Raw genomic sequence first — 17387 nt, 5'->3', positions numbered from 1 at the left:
GCAAAGTAATGACTAAGTATAATTTTTGTGCAGGACCGGCAATGCTACCGCCGGCAGTTATGCAAAAAGCACAAAAAGAATTTATAGATTGGCAAGGTTTAGGTGTCTCTGTGATGGAAATTAGCCATCGCAGCAGCGACTTTTTAGCGCTTACCACTAAATGTGAAGCAAGCCTGCGTCGTTTAATGAATATTAGCGATGAGTTTGAAGTGTTATTTATGCACGGCGGTGGCCGTGGTCAATTCAGTGCTGTACCACTGAACCTTCACCTTGATGATAAGCCAGCTGTGTACTGTGAAAACGGTGTGTGGTCTAAAGGGGCTACTTCAGAAGCGGCAAAATTCACTGCAGTTGAAAGCATCAATGTACGTGATGATGAGCAGCAAAATGGCCAGTTCTCTATAAAACCAGCAAGCAGCTGGGAATTACCAGCTGATGCGTCATACATTCACTATTGTCCGAATGAAACCGTCGATGGCATAGAAATTTTTGACGTACCATCACACCCATCAGCCCCCATTGTCGCTGATATGTCTTCGACTATTTTATCGCGCGAGTTTGACGTAAATCAGTTTGATCTTATTTACGCTGGCGCACAAAAGAATATCGGCCCGTCTGGTTTATCGATTGTTATTATTCGCAAAACACTTCTTGAGCGTGAAGGTCTTGCCAAGCCAGGTATTCTTGATTACGCCTTAGAAGCAAAACAAGGCAGCATGTATAACACGCCACCGACATTTGCGTGGTACTTAGCAGCTGAAGTATTTGAATGGCTTGAAGCAAACGGCGGCGTTAAAGCGATGGAAGAACAAAACATCGCAAAAGCAGAACTTCTTTACAACTACATTGATAGCTCAGATTTTTACAGCAACAAAGTTGCTAAACATTGCCGTTCGCGTATGAACGTACCGTTTTGGCTAAACGACGAATCACTGAATGATAAATTCATTAGTGAATCAAAAGAAGCAGGCTTATTAGCCCTTGAAGGTCACCGTATTGTCGGTGGTATGCGCGCAAGCATTTATAATGCGATGCCACTTGAAGGTGTTCAAGCCTTGGTTAATTTTATGGAAAAATTCGCCAAGGAGAACAGCTAATTATGGAACAGATTCGTCTTGAACCGATTACAAAGGTAAATGGTAGTGTGACACTGCCAGGCTCAAAAAGCTTATCAAACCGTATTTTGTTACTAGCTGCTTTAGCAGAGGGCACAACGGTTGTTGAAAACCTATTAGATAGTGATGACATTCGCCACATGTTAGGCGCATTAAATCTTTTAGGTGTAAATGTATCGCTTAATGAAGATAAAACAGTGGCCACCGTAGAGGGTGTTGCAGGTAAATTTAAAACTCCGAGTGAGCCTTTATTTTTAGGTAATGCCGGTACTGCTTATCGTCCACTGACAGCGGTTTTAGCTGCTGTAGAAGGCGAGTACCAGCTGGTGGGTGAGCCTCGTATGGAAGAGCGCCCAATCGGCCATTTGGTAGATGCACTGCAAGCACTGGGTGGTGATGTTGAATACCTTAAGCATAAAGATTATCCACCACTGGCCATTAAAGGCGGCAAAATCAACGGTGGTAAAGTTGAAATTGATGGCAGCATTTCTAGCCAGTTCTTAACAGCGTTACTAATGGCAGCACCATTATTTAATGGCGATACAGAAATCACCATTAAAGGCACTCTGGTATCAAAGCCTTACATTGACATTACCCTAGATGTAATGAAGCGCTTTGGCGTTACTGTAAGCCATGACAATTACGAAACATTTTACGTTAATGGATGTCAGCAGTATCAAGCACTTGAGCGCATTATGGTTGAAGGTGATGCATCAAGTGCCTCTTATTTTGTTGCGGCGGCTGCAATAGCAGGTGGCGAAATTGAAATTAACGGGGTAGGTGCGGCATCTGTTCAAGGTGATATTGGTTTTGCCAAAGTGATGGAACAAGTAGGCGCCAAAATCGATTGGTACGATGAAAAGCTGGTGGTTCGTAAAGGTGAGCTAAACGCGGTTGATATTGATGCCAATGCAATCCCTGATGCGGCAATGACACTCGCCACTGTTGCGCTTTTTGCAAAAGGTAAAACAGCAATTCGTAATATCTATAACTGGCGTGTCAAAGAAACAGATCGCTTATATGCCATGGCGACAGAGCTTCGTAAAGTTGGCGCAGAAGTGGTTGAAGGTGAAGATTTCATCGAAATTACACCACCAGACACTTTTAACGATGTAGCGATTGATACCTATAACGATCATCGTATTGCCATGTGTTTTGCAATGGTTGCTGTTGGCGGAAAGCCGATAACCATTAACGATCCTAAGTGTACATACAAAACTTTTCCAACGTTTTTCAAAGTACTAGAGTCTGTCTCAAGTCAATAAAACAGAAGAAAATATAAAAAGTTACATTCTAAATGCGGATCTATTTCAAGAACTGGCGTATAATATCGCGGTTTTATTTTGGTGTGCATTGCAGGAGGTTATAAATGCAGGCGTTATCAATGCCCGTAATCACCATCGATGACCAAGTGGTTCAGGTAAAGGAACTGTTTGTCGCTTGTTAGCCGAGAAATTAGGTTGGGATGTATTAGACAGTGGAGCGATTTACCGTGTGCTGTCACTTGCAGCGCTTCATCATCAAATTGAACTAGATAATGAAGATGCGCTAGTTCCGCTAGCTGCAAACTTAGATGTACAGTTTTTGGTCGATAGCCAAACGCATACTTCTAAAATTGTCTTGGAAGGCGAAGACGTCACAACCACAATTCGTAACGAAGAAGTGGGTGCTGCGGCATCAAAAATTGCTGCATTACCACGGGTGAGAGAAGCATTATTACGTCGTCAACGTGCGTTTCGTACTGAGAGCGGCTTAATTGCCGATGGTCGTGACATGGGCACAGTTGTGTTCCCAGATGCACCATTGAAGATTTATTTAACCGCATCAGCTGAAGAGCGCGCTCGTCGTCGCTTTGCTGAGTTGAACGAACGCGGTCTTGATGTTACACTAAGTGGTCTACTTGAGGACATAAAAGCTCGCGATCACCGTGATATGACGCGTGAAGTTGCGCCGCTTGTTCCTGCAGAAGACGCCATTGAGCTCGATACTAGCGAGCTTAATGCAATGCAAGTGTTTGATAAAGTTGTAACTTTACTCGACGAAGCCGTACTTGCAGGAAAGCTTCCAAAAGCTTAAAAGTAATTTATTAAGGTGCCGGCAGGAAGCCAGTGCTATTTTAACAACCCCATGCAGCATGGTTGCTAATTGGTTATTTAATTATTTAGAGACGTATAATGTCAGAAAATTTTGCGCAGTTATTTGAAGAAAGCCTTAAGGGTTTTGAAGCAGAGCAAGGCTCTATCGTTAAAGGTACTGTTATCTCAATCGAGAACAACATCGTACTTGTTGATGCTGGTCTTAAATCTGAAAGTGCAATCCCTGCTGAGCAATTCAAAAATGCTGCTGGTGAACTAGAAGTTGCTGTTGGCGACGAAGTAGATGTTGCTTTAGACGCAATCGAAGACGGTTTCGGTGAAACTATCCTTTCTCGTGAGAAAGCGAAGCGTCACGAAGCGTGGATCCGCTTAGAAAAAGCATGTGAAGAGCAAGAGACTGTTACTGGTGTTATCAACGGTAAAGTTAAAGGCGGTTTCACTGTTGAAGTTGATTCAATCCGTGCCTTCCTACCTGGTTCACTTGTTGATGTTCGTCCAGTACGTGACACAACTCACCTTGAAGGTAAAGAGCTTGAGTTCAAAGTAATCAAGCTTGACCAAAAACGTAACAACGTTGTTGTTTCTCGCCGTGCAGTTATCGAATCAGAGAACTCACAAGAGCGTGAAGAGCTTCTTGCTAACCTTGTTGAAGGTCAAGAAGTTAAAGGTATCGTTAAGAACCTTACTGACTACGGTGCGTTCGTTGACCTTGGTGGTGTTGACGGTCTACTACACATCACAGACATGGCGTGGAAGCGTGTTAAGCACCCTTCAGAAATCGTTAATGTTGGCGACGAAATCGCAGTTAAAGTTCTTAAATTCGACAAAGAAAAGACTCGTGTATCTCTAGCGTTTTAAACAGCTTGGCGAAGATCCATGGGCAGCTATCGCTGGTCGTTACCCAGAAGGTTCTAAGCTTTCTGGTCGTGTAACTAACCTTACTGACTACGGTTGTTTCGTTGAAATCGAAGAAGGCGTAGAAGGTCTAGTACACGTTTCTGAAATGGATTGGACTAACAAGAACATCCACCCTTCAAAAGTTGTTTCACTAGGTGACACTGTTGAAGTTATGGTTCTTGAAATCGACGAAGAGCGTCGTCGTATTTCTCTTGGTCTTAAGCAATGTATTGCTAACCCATGGCAAGAATTTGCTCGTCTACAAAACAAAGGCGACCAAGTTACTGGTAAGATCAAATCAATCACTGACTTCGGTATCTTCATCGGTCTTGAAGGCGGTATTGACGGTCTTGTTCACCTTTCAGACATTTCTTGGAACACGCCAGGCGAAGAAGCTGTACGTGAATTCAAGAAAGGCGACGAAATCACTGCTATCGTATTACAAGTTGACCCAGAGCGTGAGCGTATCTCTCTAGGCGTTAAACAAATCGAAGCTGACCCATTCAATAACTACCTGGACGCAAACAAAAAAGGTGCTATTGTTAAAGGTAAAGTGACTGAAGTTGATGCGAAAGGCGCAACTGTTGAGCTAATCGAAGGCGTTGAAGGTTACATCCGTGTAGCTGATATCGCTCAAGAGCGTGTTGAAGATGCTACTACTGTAGTTTCTGCAGGCGACGAAATCGAAGCGAAATACGTTGGTGTTGATCGTAAGAACCGCACTTTAAGCTTATCTGTTAAAGCCCTTTTCGAAGCAGAAGAGAAAGAAGTACTAGAGAAGCTTAAGAAAGAAGAGCCAGCGTTCGAAAACGCTATGGCTGCAGCATTCAAAAATGCTCAAAAAGACTAATATCTAGTCTTTTAAAATTGGAAGGGCAGTTTTGCCCTTCCTTTACCACTCTTTAAGGAAACGCTATGACTAAGTCAGAATTGATAGAACAACTTGCCGAGCAACACGCACACATCCCTGTGAAAGATGTTGAAAATGCCGTTAAAGAAATTCTTGAACAAATGGCCGGCTCATTATCTAGCTCAGATCGCATCGAGATCCGTGGCTTTGGAAGTTTCTCATTGCATTATCGTTCTCCTCGCACAGGTCGTAATCCAAAGACTGGCGAAACAGTTGAGTTAGACGGTAAGCACGTACCACATTTTAAACCAGGTAAAGAATTACGTGACCGCGTAAATGCGAGTATTGCCTAGTTTTATACAGGAGTAGTTACTTGTTTAGGGTATTAAAAATCGTATTGATTGCGCTGTGTTTATTTATTGCGTTTGTACTTGGTTCACAGAATCCACAATTGGTGCAAATCAATTATTTAATCGCGAGTAATACATTGCCCCTAGCTGTTGTAATAAGTATCTGCTTTATTTTAGGTGTCGCAATTGGTTGTTTTATAAGCTTTACTCTGTTTTCTCAGTTAAAGTGGCAAAATTATCGTTTAAAAAAGAAATTAGCGCCTGAAAAAAACAATAAAAAGCTTGTTGCTAATAAAGACACCTAATCATGATTGAGCTTCTGTTTTTACTTTTACCCGTTGCAGCCGGTTACGGTTGGATAATGGGTAAAAACAGCGCTAAAAACCAAGCTCATCAGCTTAATCGCCAAATTACCTCTGAATATTCTAAAGGCCTTAAATTTCTCTTAGACAGAGAAGAAGACCAAGGCTTAGAACACCTTATTAATCTACTCGAAGTTGCTGCTGATTCTGTTGAACACTATTCAACGCTAGCAACTATGTTCCGCCGCCGTGGCGAACTTGACCGCGCTATTAAAATTCATGAGCTGCTATTAAAACACCCAAGTCTTGATGAGCAACAAGCTGCAACCAGCCGCTTAGAACTTGCTGAAGATTACATTATGGCAGGCTTGTTAGATGGTGCAGAAGAGCATTTAGTTTGGCTTGTTAAGGCTGGCTATAAAGAAGCGTTAGAGCCAATTATTAATCTTTATTCACAAACACGTGAATGGGAAAAGGGCATTAACATGTACGGATCCACAGTGAGTTGTTCACTAAACCTCAGCATGTAAAAGCCATTGCCAATTTTTACTGTGAAGCAGCCTTACAAGATAACGATACGCAAATTATGCGTAAAGCTATTAGCTTAAACCACAAAGCCATTCGCCCACTGTATGAGCTTGGTCACAGTGCTTTCACCAAAGAAGATTATGTAAAAGCAATTTACTATTGGCGCGAGCTTATTAGCCAATTCACGTTTTTTGCGCCGGTATTTATAGAAGAATTAGCGCTTAGCTATCAAAAGCTTAATTTAACGCGTCAGTTTTACGAATTACTCAATGAACTGCTCGATAAAGGTGGCGTATTAATAAAAATAAAACACTGCCAAGCTTTACTTGAGCAAGGTCATATAGAGCAAGCAATCAAATTTTTAACGGATAGTTTAAAGCGTCATCCGACTATTCGTGGCTTTAGCTTTTTATTACAGCTACTTGCTAAACAAAACAACGATATTAAAGATGTACTCGATCAAATCGATAAGCTAGTAACATCTTATATTGCAACTAAACCCGATTTTCAGTGCCAACACTGTGGCTTTACCAGTCATACCATTTATTGGGTATGTCCATCTTGTAAGCACTGGGAAACAATTGTTCCAAGCCGTGGCATAGACGGTTTTTAATTCATATTAGTCCATTAGTTTTTAGGAAAGTTATGTCTGTCGAAGATTCAAAAAAAGTATTAATTGCCCTTGATTATGATGATCAACAAACAGCTCTTGCGTTTGTAAAGCAATTATCGCCTGATACGTGTCGCCTTAAAGTAGGCAAAGAAATGTTCACGTATTTCGGTCCTAGCTTTGTTAAGGAACTAATCGACTTAGGTTTTGATGTATTCTTAGACCTAAAATTTCACGATATTCCAAACACAGTGGCTAAAGCTGTAACAGCAGCTGCAAAAATGGGTGTATGGATGGTTAACGTACACGCCTCTGGTGGCGTTGAAATGATGACTAAAGCAAAGCAAGCTTTAGAGCAGTTTGGTGATGACGCACCATTATTGATTGCAGTAACTGTACTTACTAGTATGGATGCCGCAGAGCTTACTCGTTTAGGTGTAGATAAAACACCAGAAGAGCAAGTAATTTACCTAGCAAAGCTTGCTAAAGAATCAGGCCTTGATGGGGTAGTGTGCTCAGCACAAGAAGCGAAAAAGCTAAAAGCAGAACTCGGCGCAGACTTTAAACTGGTTACCCCTGGTATTCGCCCAGCAGGCAGCGATGCAGGCGATCAAAAGCGCATCATGACACCCAAACAAGCCGTTGAAGATGGCAGCGACTATTTAGTTGTAGGTCGCCCAATCACTCAATCGGCAGACCCAGTTGCAACACTAAAAGAAATTAACGACTCACTAAAATAACCTCGTTATTTAAAATAGTCTCTAAAGAGCATTGTAAGCGTGATTTATATCGCGCTAGATACAATGCTCTTTTTGTTTGTGACAATTTTCCTAGGTTATCTGCATTTGAGAATTAGTTAATCAAACTCGTTTATGGACAAAAACACGTTAGAGTATTTAATCAGTAACGCCGCATTAAGTGGTGAGCAACGCAGACCGCTGAACTAAAAGCATTGTGCCGTAAACACTGAAACTGAAGCAAACCAAAAATGCCGAGCGTTGGGAATCCGTCTTAAATGCTTTGTTATATTTCAGATACAGAAAACCCCAACACAGCAATTGCATTGGGGTTACAAATCTCTTCCTTTTCGCTAGGATTTCACTAGCTCATCAGCAGGTTAAACCTGTAAGGAAGGTGGCACTCCAAAACTTCGATGAAATCTTGGCTGTGTGCTAATACAAATGACTTAACTTCTCTAAGAACCTTAATAACCATATGCATATCCTCCATAGTCAACGTCGATAATAAACTGATAATTTCTGCCAATAAAAAAGTAACCCAAAAGCTACTCGGGTTGATTGTTAAAAATACCAAGCCTGTCATCATCAGTCTCAGGAGGCCACCCACGAGAGACACTTACGTGTTTCGACTATGAGATAGTACACCTATGATTAGTGCTTATCAATCATTATGTTAGCAGCTTAGTTTATTGAAGTATAACGCCTCAAACACCGGCGCAGTCTTTTTGCGTCCGAGTGATTTGATTTGTTAGCTTTCTACCTGAATTCATTAAAAATAAAAAAATTTGCAGACAGGTGGGAATCAATTTTTTTTGCCATACCAATCAAAACCTGGTTCTTCTCTGTGACAGATTTAATATTCAGAGAGGGTGGCCTGCCGTGTGCGATGCTATTTCTTAAGTCTCGCAAATTATGAAACTCACGTACTTCATCCTCAGAGAAATCAATATGAAAACAATCCATTAGTAACTCGGGTATTTCTTTTGACTTTAGGTCGCCAAGCTTCTTATTCAACATCTTAATCCCATAACCAGAAAGCAACTCATTGGGGAACATATACCCTGAACTAGAAAGATTTCTTGAAATTTCTTGGTACTGAGTCTTTCTTTGAGGTTTTCTGTTTCCAGTTAGCTTTCTTTTGGAATTACTGTTTTGATTGCCAACTTCAAAGCTTTTCTTTACGCTTTTATCATAATTTTCAATGAATTTATCAACTCCACCATGGAATTCAAATAACTCTCGGATTACATCCACCACAAAAGCTTCAAAGTGACTAAAAAGCGAAAGAAGCATATATGACGAGGTTTGTTGCTTGTAAGTTGAAGCTCTTCTTTTTAAACCTTCCCTTAAATTTTCACTTGAGTAGTACCCTTCTTTCGTACTTCTATAATAATCAAATTTAGGTAGAGATTTTATCTTTCCTTTCTCTAGCAGTGAAATTTGCATTTTAAGAGATGGAACTGAGTAACTTACGAGAACACTGAAATCAAATATCGCTTGAGATTCAACTCTCCATATATTGTAGGCATTAGTACTAAAACCCATAGGATTCCCTTGTATTTATCTCTGCAAAGCTAACATGTTTATAGCGAGCTAATCGCGCGTTTTTCTACCACAGCGTAGCTCGTTTTTCTTATTAGATTATTTCTAACAAACTTGTTAACTAATTACCAGTGTTATTAAAATTTAGGAGTTCTCGCTTTTACCTCAGGATAAAAACAAGCGATTGGGTCGTTTTTCTGATTATGCAAGCAATATATTTTGACAAAATAGAAAAGCAATTGCGGACGTTCGAAGCCCGCTTTTTTGAGAAATTCGCCAAACACGTCTTGGGGCAGAAATGAGTTAATCTGGAAAGAATGGTTATGGAATAGTGACGACTTTCACTTCTAAATGAAAATACTCAAAATAGCGTTTGAGATGTATGGCATCAAAATGCTTAAGCTAACAAAACCAATAAGAAAAAAAGAGTAAAGCGTTCACTTTACTCTTTTTGGATGCTTCAATATCTTATTGACTCGCAACTCGCAACTCGCAACTCGCAACTCGCAACTCGCAACTCGCAACTCGCAACTTATTTTAATCTAATCGACGTTGCTTCAATCTCGATTAAACCTTGCTTAAACAAACCACCAATGGCTTTTTTGTAGTTTGCTTTACTGGTCGAGAAAGTCTTTTTAATTGCTTCAGGGTCTGACTTATCACCTAAGTGAAGTACGCCGCCTTCGGCTTTTAATTTAGCTAATATTTTTTCGCCTAAGTCGTTTACTTTGCCCATGCCTGGCTTTTCAAGGAGTACGTCGATTTTGCCGTCTTCACGTACTTTTTGAATAAAGCCTTTTAAACGCTGGCCAACAAATAGCTTTTTAAATACCGTGTTGTAATAAACCACACCAATGTGGGCTTCGTTTACAAGTACTTTGTAGCCTAGGTCTGTTTTACCGGCAACGATTAGATCAACTTCTTCCATTACAGCGTAAGTTGGTTCATCTTTCGATAAAAACTTATTGAAGTTGCTCGATGCACAAATACGTTGGCTAGCGTTATCTAGGTATAAACGTACAAGATACGAAAAGCCGTCTTTCATTTTTGGCTTTTGTTCGTTGTATGGCGCAAGTACGTCTTTTTCGAGGCCCCAATCCATAAACGCACCGGTGCTATTGATTGCTTTAACACGTAGTAGGGCATATTCGCCCACTTCAGCTAAAGGTTTTTTTGTAGTGCCAGTTGGGTGACCTGCGTGATCTAGATAAATGAATACTTGCACGCTGTCGCCAGCTTCTAGTTCGTAATCAATTTCTTTGCTTGGTAAGAATACTTCGCCCAAATCACGGCCATCTAAATAAGCACCTTCGTTAGACATTTCGTTAACGAAAAGGGTTTGTGTGGTTCCTAAAATACTCATTGTTATTCCTGTTCTGGCTTTTTCTTACGGCGCATTGGAGCAAAACCATCTACATCAATTGGTGCTTGAATAGGGGCTTTAGGCTTTTTAGGGGTTGCTTTGCGTTTTGGTTTTGCAGGTTTAGCAGCCACTTTTTTCTCTGCTTTTTTCCAAACTGTGTTTGGTTTTTTCTCACGCAGACCTTTAAATTTACCAACAAGGCCGTCAACTGTGAAAAAGCTTAATTCATCATTTAAAAATGCTTTAATTGCTTTGTAGCTAGGCCAATCTTTGGGCCAACTAATGAAATAGCTGTACCTTTAAAGCCTGCGCGACCAGTACGACCAATACGGTGTACATACTCTTCAGCATGCTTTGGGAGGTCAAAGTTAATTACGTGGGTCACGCTTAATAAATCAAGACCACGTGATGCAACATCGGTGGTAATTAAGATTTTAAAGTTTTCACGGCTGAAGGCGTCCATAATTTCAAGACGCTTAGCCTGTGTTAAGTCACCTGCAAGCGCTTGCGCTTTAAAGCCTTTATCATTTAATAGCTGACTTAAACGCTGAGTGTCGGCACGTGTTGCGGTGAAAATAATGCATTGGCCAACATTGTCTTGTTTTACAAAGTGCTCAAGTAGGGCTTCTTTGTGATCTAGGTGATCAGCTAAATAAAGCTGTTGGGTAATGTCACTATGTTGCTCGTTAGATGCACTTAACAATATTTGTTTTGGTGAACGTAAAAGGTTACGTGACAGGGCATCAACTTGTGCATGGTCAAGAGTTGCTGAAAACAATAACGTTTGGCGTAAACGGTGATCAGCAAGCTCGTTAATTATTTTAACTTGATCGGTAAAGCCTAAATCTAAAATACGGTCAGCTTCATCAAAAATTAACAGTTCTAAGCCTGAAAGCTGTAATGAGCGTTGGCTCAAATGGTCAGCTAAACGCCCCGGTGTGCCCACTACAAAGTGCGGGTCTTTACGCAGTGCTTTAATTTGGTCATTAAAGTTTTCACCACCCAGTATTTTTACTGCACTAATGTTTGTGCCGGCAATTAATAGCCTTAATTGGCTGTATACTTGGGTTGCTAATTCGCGGGTAGGCGCAACGATCAAAACGCGAGGGTCGCGTTTACTGAGTGCTTTTTGTTTCATTACGCGCTGTACAGCAGGTAATAAAAACGCCAGCGTTTTGCCCGATCCTGTTTTTGACTGTGCAAAAATATCATGGCCTGCGATAGCTGTTGGTACCGCGTGAGCTTGAATGTCAGTGGGCTGGGTGATGCCTTGATGCGCAAGTTGTTTTTCGAGGCGTGTATCAATCCCAAGTTCAGTAAAGTGCAATGCGTAATCTCCGATGAGCAAAATTTGTAAATCCTGTTCATTATAACGTACTTGCCTCACTTGGAGACAGTAAAAACACAGCTATTTCGCATCAGTTTTTGCAATTATCGCTAATTCGCGTAAAATATGCGCCCTCAATGCGCCGGATTTGCGATTCGGTTAACGCCCCACATGGGCATTTAAAGCAAAAGGTAAAACCATGACTGCTGTTCATAAAGACAATGTAACTAGCGAGCACTTTGTTGTTTGCGCACTTTACAAATTTGTAGCCCTTCCTGATTTTGAAGCGATTCGCCAACCACTACTAAAAGTAATGGAAGACAATGAAGTACGCGGTACTTTGTTACTTGCGGCTGAAGGTATCAACGGTACTGTTTCTGCTAAACGTGAAGGTATCGATAACCTACTTGCATGGTTAGATGCACAACCAAACCTAGACAACATTGTGACTAAAGAGTCATACGATGACGAATGCCCGTTCTACCGTACTAAGGTAAAACTGAAAAAAGAAATCGTAACTATGGGTGTTGAAGGTATCGACCCACGTGAAGTAGTGGGTACATATGTAAAACCAGCTGATTGGAATGCATTAATTTCAGATCCTGAAGTGATTCTTATCGATACGCGTAACGATTACGAAATTGAGATCGGTACTTTCCAAAATGCGGTTGACCCAAACACTAAAACATTCCGTGAATTCCCAGCATGGGCGAAAGAAAACCTAGACCCAGAAAAGCACAAGAAAGTTGCTATGTTCTGTACCGGTGGTATCCGCTGTGAAAAATCAACTGCGTACATGAAAGAGCAAGGCTTTGACGAAGTATTCCACCTTGAAGGCGGTATTCTTAAGTACTTAGAAGAAGTACCAAAAGAAGAAACCATGTGGGAAGGCGAGTGTTTTGTTTTTGATAACCGTGTAGCGGTAAATCACGATTTACAAAAAGGCTCTTACGACCAATGTCACGCATGTCGTATGCCTATCACTGAAGAAGAAAAGCAAAAGCCTGAGTACATGGAAGGTGTTTCGTGTCACCACTGTCACGACAGCCTCACAGAAGAGCAACGCGCACGTTTTGCTGAGCGTCAAAAGCAAATCGAGTTAGCACAAGCGCGTGGCGAAGGGCACATCGGTAACGAAGCGCAAGAAGTTCTACGTAAGCGTAAAGAAGCTAAAAAAGCGCAAAAAGAAGCACAGCGTCAACAGTAATTGTTAGCTTTATGAATTGATAGAAACCCCAGCATTGTCTGGGGTTTTTTTATGTCTATTCAAAAGGAACAAATAACTAATCAATCTGATTGTGTAGAGGTAACCATAGCAAGCGAAGCACACTTAAAAGAGGTCGATTCATCACATTGTTGTTTCTAATTGGAAAACAAAGGCGATGTATGGGTTTATTTCACCTTGGCTAATTGTTTATTAAACGAAGTCAGCTTTTTATTGATCACAAAGCTGTTACACTTCGTAACAATTAAAACGATTCTTATTTAGGTGAAATTTTGACAATTGGCAAATTACATACATGGACTTTAATTGCCTGTATTAGTTGTGTTTCCGTCGCTGAGGCGGCTAATGTAGTTGTAGAATCAGTATCTGTTGAAAAGTCTAAACAACAGATAAAAGCAGTGGGTAATGCTGAAGCAATTCACTCAGTCACTCTTTACCCAGCCGTTGGGGACAGAGTCACTGCTGTTTACTTTAAACCAGGCGATAACGTTGCCAAAGGTGACTTATTATTAGAGCTTGATTCACGTAGACAAAAAGCAGCGTTGATCGAAGCCGAAATTACTTTAAAAGATGCTGAGCGCACCATGAAAAGGCTTGAAGAAAGCCACGCCCGTGGTGCTGTGCCGCAAAGTGATTTAGATGATGCGAAAACGCTTTATGAGCTTGCAAAAGTCCAGTTAATGCAAGCCAAAACAGAGCGTGAAGACCGTGAAGTACGAGCTCCTTTTAGTGGTGTTATGGGTTTAACTGACGTCGAAGTAGGCGATAGGATCACAACCCAAACAGCCATTGCCACTATCGATGACATTTCAGAGCTTTATATCAATTTTAATGCCCCAGAGGCCGCTATCTCAGTGCTTAAACAAAAATCTTCGGTCGAAGTGGTGCCTTGGTTAGGCGATAAAGCTTACACGGCTAAGGTGGCAGAGCTTGATTCGCGTATCAATGCGCAAACCCGCACTCTTAGAACAAAAGCCAAACTTGATAATAATGCCCAGCAATTTATGCCCGGTATGAGCTTTCGTGTACACATAAATATTCTAGGTGAAGAGCTTACGGTCGTACCCGAAGCAGCCATGATGTGGGGGGCAGCGACCTTACGTATGGAAGAGTGTCGATAAAAAAGCAACTCGCGTTGATGTAAAAATTGAACAGCGCTTAGCAGGGCGTTTACTAGTCTCTGGTGGCTTAAACGAAGGTGACTTATTGGTGACAGAAGGTGTTCAGCGCCTAAGACCTAATCAAGAGCTTAATTTCATCAATGAAGTGCAGCTAGCCAAGGAGTAATGATGAAACAGCAACCTATGATGGAAGACTTGCCATCAATGGCGATACGTCGCCCTGTTTTAATTGTGGTACTTAACTTACTCATTATTATTGCAGGTATCGCTGCAATAGCAGGGGTTGAAGTACGTGAGCTTCCTGATGTTGATAGACCACGTATTACTGTATCAGCGTCTTTTCCGGGTGGTTCACCGGAGACTGTAGATACCGAAGTAACTAGTAAGCTCGAAGGGGCGGTTGCGAGGGTAAGTGGTGTAAAGTCGATTCGTGCGCAAAGTGAAGAAAACAATGCTCGTATCGTGGTTGAGTTTCGCCCCGGTGTTAATCTAGATGATGCTGCAAACGAAACACGCGAATCGGTAGCCCGTGTGCAGCGAGAATTACCCGAAGAAGTTGAACGGGTATCAATTATTAAAGCCGATAATGATGCCGAAGCGGTTGTATCGTTAACGGTATCAAGTGATAGCTTATCCCTTGAGGCGTTGACAGAGCGTGTTGATGTTGACTTAGCCCCGCAGTTTTTAACCATTCCAGGGGTTGCCGATGTTCGTTTAAATGGCGACCGTGAACGGGTTCTTAGAGTGCGCATCGACCCACTTAAGCTAAGTAGCTTTAACCTTACGGTACCAGATATTGCCAACGTACTTCGCCAGGCTCCCTTTGATGTGCCGGCGGGTAGTTTAAAATCAAGCGATCAACAGGTGATCGTTCGTGCTGATGCAACGTCAATCTCTGCTGAACAAGTATCCGATATCATCGTTCGTGACGATACCCGTATTGGCGATGTTGCGGCTGTTTACTTTGGACCAGCTGATCCGCGTTCATTCGTAAGGCTGAATGGCACACCTGTGATTGGCATGGAAATTATTCGTCAGGCGCAATCTAATACCATTGAAATTTCGGATGAAGTGCTAACTTTAATCGAACGCATGCGAGTGCGTTTTCCTGAAATGGAATTTACTTTAACCTCTGACGATGCGCAGTTTATCAGAAGCTCAGTTGATGAAGTTATTAACTCACTTTTACTAACCGTGCTACTTGTGGTGATCACACTGTGGGTGTTTATTGGCTCATGGCGCGCAACGCTGGTTCCTGCATTTGCGATACCTGTTGCATTAATTGGCTCTTTAGCACTTATTTGGGCGCTTGGTTTCTCGATTAATATTCTTACCTTGCTTGCACTCGTGTTAGCTACTGGCCTAATTGTAGATGATGCCATTGTGGTAAGTGAGAACATACAACGTCAGCGGGGCTTAGGTCTTGGTCGCCGTGCAGCTGCAGTGGTTGGTACCCGTGAAGTATTCTTTGCTGTTGTGGCAACAACCGCCGTATTGGCTGCGGTGTTTGTGCCTATTGCTTTTTTACCTTCAACAGCAGGACGCCTATTTAGAGAGTTTGGTGGTGTATTAGCTGGCGCTGTGATCATCTCAAGCTTCGTAGCGCTGTCTTTGGTCCCTGCGCTGACATCAAAACTGAAATTAAAGCAGGGCGGTTTTCATCCATTTGCAAAAGTTGGCCATGTGTTAGCCGCTGTTTATAAGCGCACAATACACGGTGTACTTGAGCATGCATGGCTTACCTTTTTTGCGTGTTTGTTGGTCGCTGCAGGCTCTGGTGCACTGTATTTCAATTTAGATAACGAGCTATTACCAACAGAAGATCGCGGTAAAATTCGTATTTTTGCTCGTGGTCCTGATGGTGTTGGCTTGAACTTTATGGACAGGCAAGCGGTGCAAATGGAAGATATCTTACTGCCGTATGTTGAAAGTGGTGATATTGAGTCTATTTACACTGTGGTTGGGCAATGGGATCCAAATATTGTATTTATTACTGTGCCGCTAAAACATTGGGACGAACGCCATTTTAGTCAGCAAGAAATTATCAATAAAATACGTGAACCTTTAGGGAATATTCCTGGTGCGGCTGGTTACCCTGGTGGTTCAAATAGCTTAAACTTGCGTGGTCAAGGCGGTGGTATTGAGCTTGCCTTATTGGGCCAAGACTACCTCGAGATATTTAAAGCCGCGCAAGATTTCTCTGCTGAAATTGAAAAAGCAGTGCCAGAAGTGGCCCCTGTACGTATTTCATATCAGCCGTCACAGCCACAATTACGGGTTAATATTGATAGACGTCGTGCTGAAGAGCTAGGCGTATCGCTCAGTGATATATCAGTAACGTTACGTGCTGCAATCAATGGTGATGATATTGCCGATTTAAACATTGGTGACCAATCAATCCCGATTATGTTGCAAGCACAAAACCAAACCATCACAAACCCGAGCGATTTAGCTAACTTGTATGTTGGTGGCCGTAATGGTCAATTAGTGCCATTGAGTAGTGTGGCAACGATTACTGAAGAAGGTGTTGCCGCTGAGCTTGAGCGCCATGCACAACGCCGTGCTATTGAACTGAGTATGGAAATGCCAGAGGGCGTAACTATTGCTGAGCTGGTAACAAAAATCCGTGATATTTCAGAGCAATCTTTGCCTGCGGGTATCAGCTTGGCGTTTAAAGGTGAGGCATTAACCTTTGAAGAAACCGCCAATGAAGTATTAGTGACCTATGTTCTGGCCTTTTTAATTGTTCTTCTGGTATTGGCAGCGCAATTTGAAAGTGTGAATAGTGCAATCGTTGTTATGATCACTGTACCGTTTGGTATTACATCTGCAATTTTAGCGCTGTATCTAACAGGTACATCATTAAACATTTACTCGCAAATTGGTTTAGTGATGCTGATTGGTCTAATTGCTAAAAATGCCATCTTGCTGGTGGAGTTTGCCGACCAATTACGTGACCAAGGCCGCTCGGTTAGAGTGGCGGTAGAAGAGGCCGCACTAGTGCGCCTTCGCCCAATAGCGATGACACTGGTTTCAACTTTATTGGGTGCATTACCTCTTATTTTATCTACCGGCGCAGGGGCTGAAGCTCGTAACGCGATTGGTTGGGTAGTATTTGGCGGTTTAGCACTGGCGGTGTTATTTACCCTCTATTTAACGCCTGTTATTTACCTTGGTTTAGCTCGCTTTACTAAACCAAGAGGTGATGAGTCGAAACTTCTGGCAGAAGAGTTAGAAAAGGCTTAATCCAACTTAATTGGCTATTTTTTCTTTGAAAAAATAGCCAATTACCCTCACAATTAAATCAAATGTTTAAAACTA

Annotated in this window: 9 protein-coding genes, 1 other RNA gene and 5 pseudogenes; 11 read left to right on the top strand and 4 right to left on the bottom strand. The window is 41.9% G+C overall.

Going from position 1 to position 17387, the window contains the following annotated elements:
- The first annotated feature begins 8 nt into the window (after positions 1-8).
- The 8 genes and pseudogenes from serC to pyrF all read left to right on the top strand — a co-directional run bounded on the left by serC (position 9) and on the right by pyrF (position 7488).
- A complete protein-coding gene (gene serC / locus ACRWSG_RS00865; RefSeq protein ID WP_054551353.1) occupies positions 9-1097 on the top strand; it encodes a 3-phosphoserine/phosphohydroxythreonine transaminase in 1089 nt (362 codons plus the stop codon).
- A gap of 2 nt (positions 1098-1099) precedes the next feature.
- Complete coding sequence (gene aroA, locus ACRWSG_RS00860; RefSeq protein WP_462165368.1) at positions 1100-2380, top strand: 3-phosphoshikimate 1-carboxyvinyltransferase; 1281 nt, start codon at positions 1100-1102, stop codon at positions 2378-2380.
- 104 nt (positions 2381-2484) lie between these two features.
- Positions 2485-3191 (top strand): annotated as a pseudogene (gene cmk, locus ACRWSG_RS00855) ((d)CMP kinase).
- A gap of 98 nt (positions 3192-3289) precedes the next feature.
- Positions 3290-4958 (top strand): annotated as a pseudogene (rpsA, locus tag ACRWSG_RS00850) (30S ribosomal protein S1).
- 65 nt (positions 4959-5023) lie between these two features.
- Positions 5024-5311 carry an integration host factor subunit beta gene (ihfB, locus tag ACRWSG_RS00845; RefSeq protein ID WP_036968575.1) on the top strand — a complete coding sequence of 96 codons (288 nt, stop codon included), beginning with the start codon at positions 5024-5026 and terminating at the stop codon, positions 5309-5311.
- Positions 5312-5331: 20 nt separating this feature from the next.
- Complete coding sequence (locus ACRWSG_RS00840; protein ID WP_054551349.1) at positions 5332-5613, top strand: lipopolysaccharide assembly protein LapA domain-containing protein; 282 nt, start codon at positions 5332-5334, stop codon at positions 5611-5613.
- Between the two features lie 2 nt (positions 5614-5615).
- Positions 5616-6751: pseudogene (lapB, locus tag ACRWSG_RS00835) on the top strand (lipopolysaccharide assembly protein LapB).
- Positions 6752-6783: 32 nt separating this feature from the next.
- Positions 6784-7488 carry an orotidine-5'-phosphate decarboxylase gene (pyrF, locus tag ACRWSG_RS00830; RefSeq protein WP_062564454.1) on the top strand — a complete coding sequence of 235 codons (705 nt, stop codon included), beginning with the start codon at positions 6784-6786 and terminating at the stop codon, positions 7486-7488.
- A 570-nt stretch (positions 7489-8058) separates the two neighbouring features.
- Here pyrF and ACRWSG_RS00825 read toward each other — a convergent pair.
- The 4 genes and pseudogenes from ACRWSG_RS00825 to ACRWSG_RS00810 all read right to left on the bottom strand — a co-directional run bounded on the left by ACRWSG_RS00825 (position 8059) and on the right by ACRWSG_RS00810 (position 11720).
- Positions 8059-8119: hammerhead ribozyme type II (locus ACRWSG_RS00825), an RNA gene on the bottom strand.
- A 125-nt stretch (positions 8120-8244) separates the two neighbouring features.
- The gene (locus tag ACRWSG_RS00820; protein WP_462165367.1) at positions 8245-9033 is read right to left on the bottom strand and encodes a HEPN domain-containing protein; all 789 of its coding nucleotides are present in this window, start codon (positions 9031-9033) and stop codon (positions 8245-8247) included.
- Positions 9034-9562: 529 nt separating this feature from the next.
- Positions 9563-10393 (bottom strand): CvfB family protein, encoded by an 831-nt coding sequence (locus ACRWSG_RS00815; RefSeq protein ID WP_462165366.1) that lies wholly within the window; start codon positions 10391-10393, stop codon positions 9563-9565.
- A 2-nt stretch (positions 10394-10395) separates the two neighbouring features.
- A pseudogene (locus ACRWSG_RS00810) lies at positions 10396-11720 on the bottom strand (DEAD/DEAH box helicase).
- Between the two features lie 199 nt (positions 11721-11919).
- Here ACRWSG_RS00810 and trhO point away from each other — a divergent pair.
- From trhO to ACRWSG_RS00795, 3 genes and pseudogenes are all read left to right on the top strand, one after another.
- Positions 11920-12927, top strand: coding sequence for an oxygen-dependent tRNA uridine(34) hydroxylase TrhO (gene trhO / locus ACRWSG_RS00805; protein WP_054551341.1), 1008 nt, complete (start codon positions 11920-11922; stop codon positions 12925-12927).
- 323 nt (positions 12928-13250) lie between these two features.
- Positions 13251-14232 (top strand): annotated as a pseudogene (locus ACRWSG_RS00800) (efflux RND transporter periplasmic adaptor subunit).
- A 2-nt stretch (positions 14233-14234) separates the two neighbouring features.
- On the top strand, positions 14235-17312 hold the full coding sequence (locus ACRWSG_RS00795; protein WP_300544866.1) for an efflux RND transporter permease subunit: 3078 nt from the start codon (positions 14235-14237) through the stop codon (positions 17310-17312).
- Positions 17313-17387 lie beyond the last annotated feature (75 nt).

It is taken from the genome of Pseudoalteromonas sp. GB43 (genome assembly GCF_054923805.1).
The sequence above is the reverse complement of the archived record's forward strand: the minus strand, read 5'-3'. Positions and strand labels throughout refer to the sequence as shown.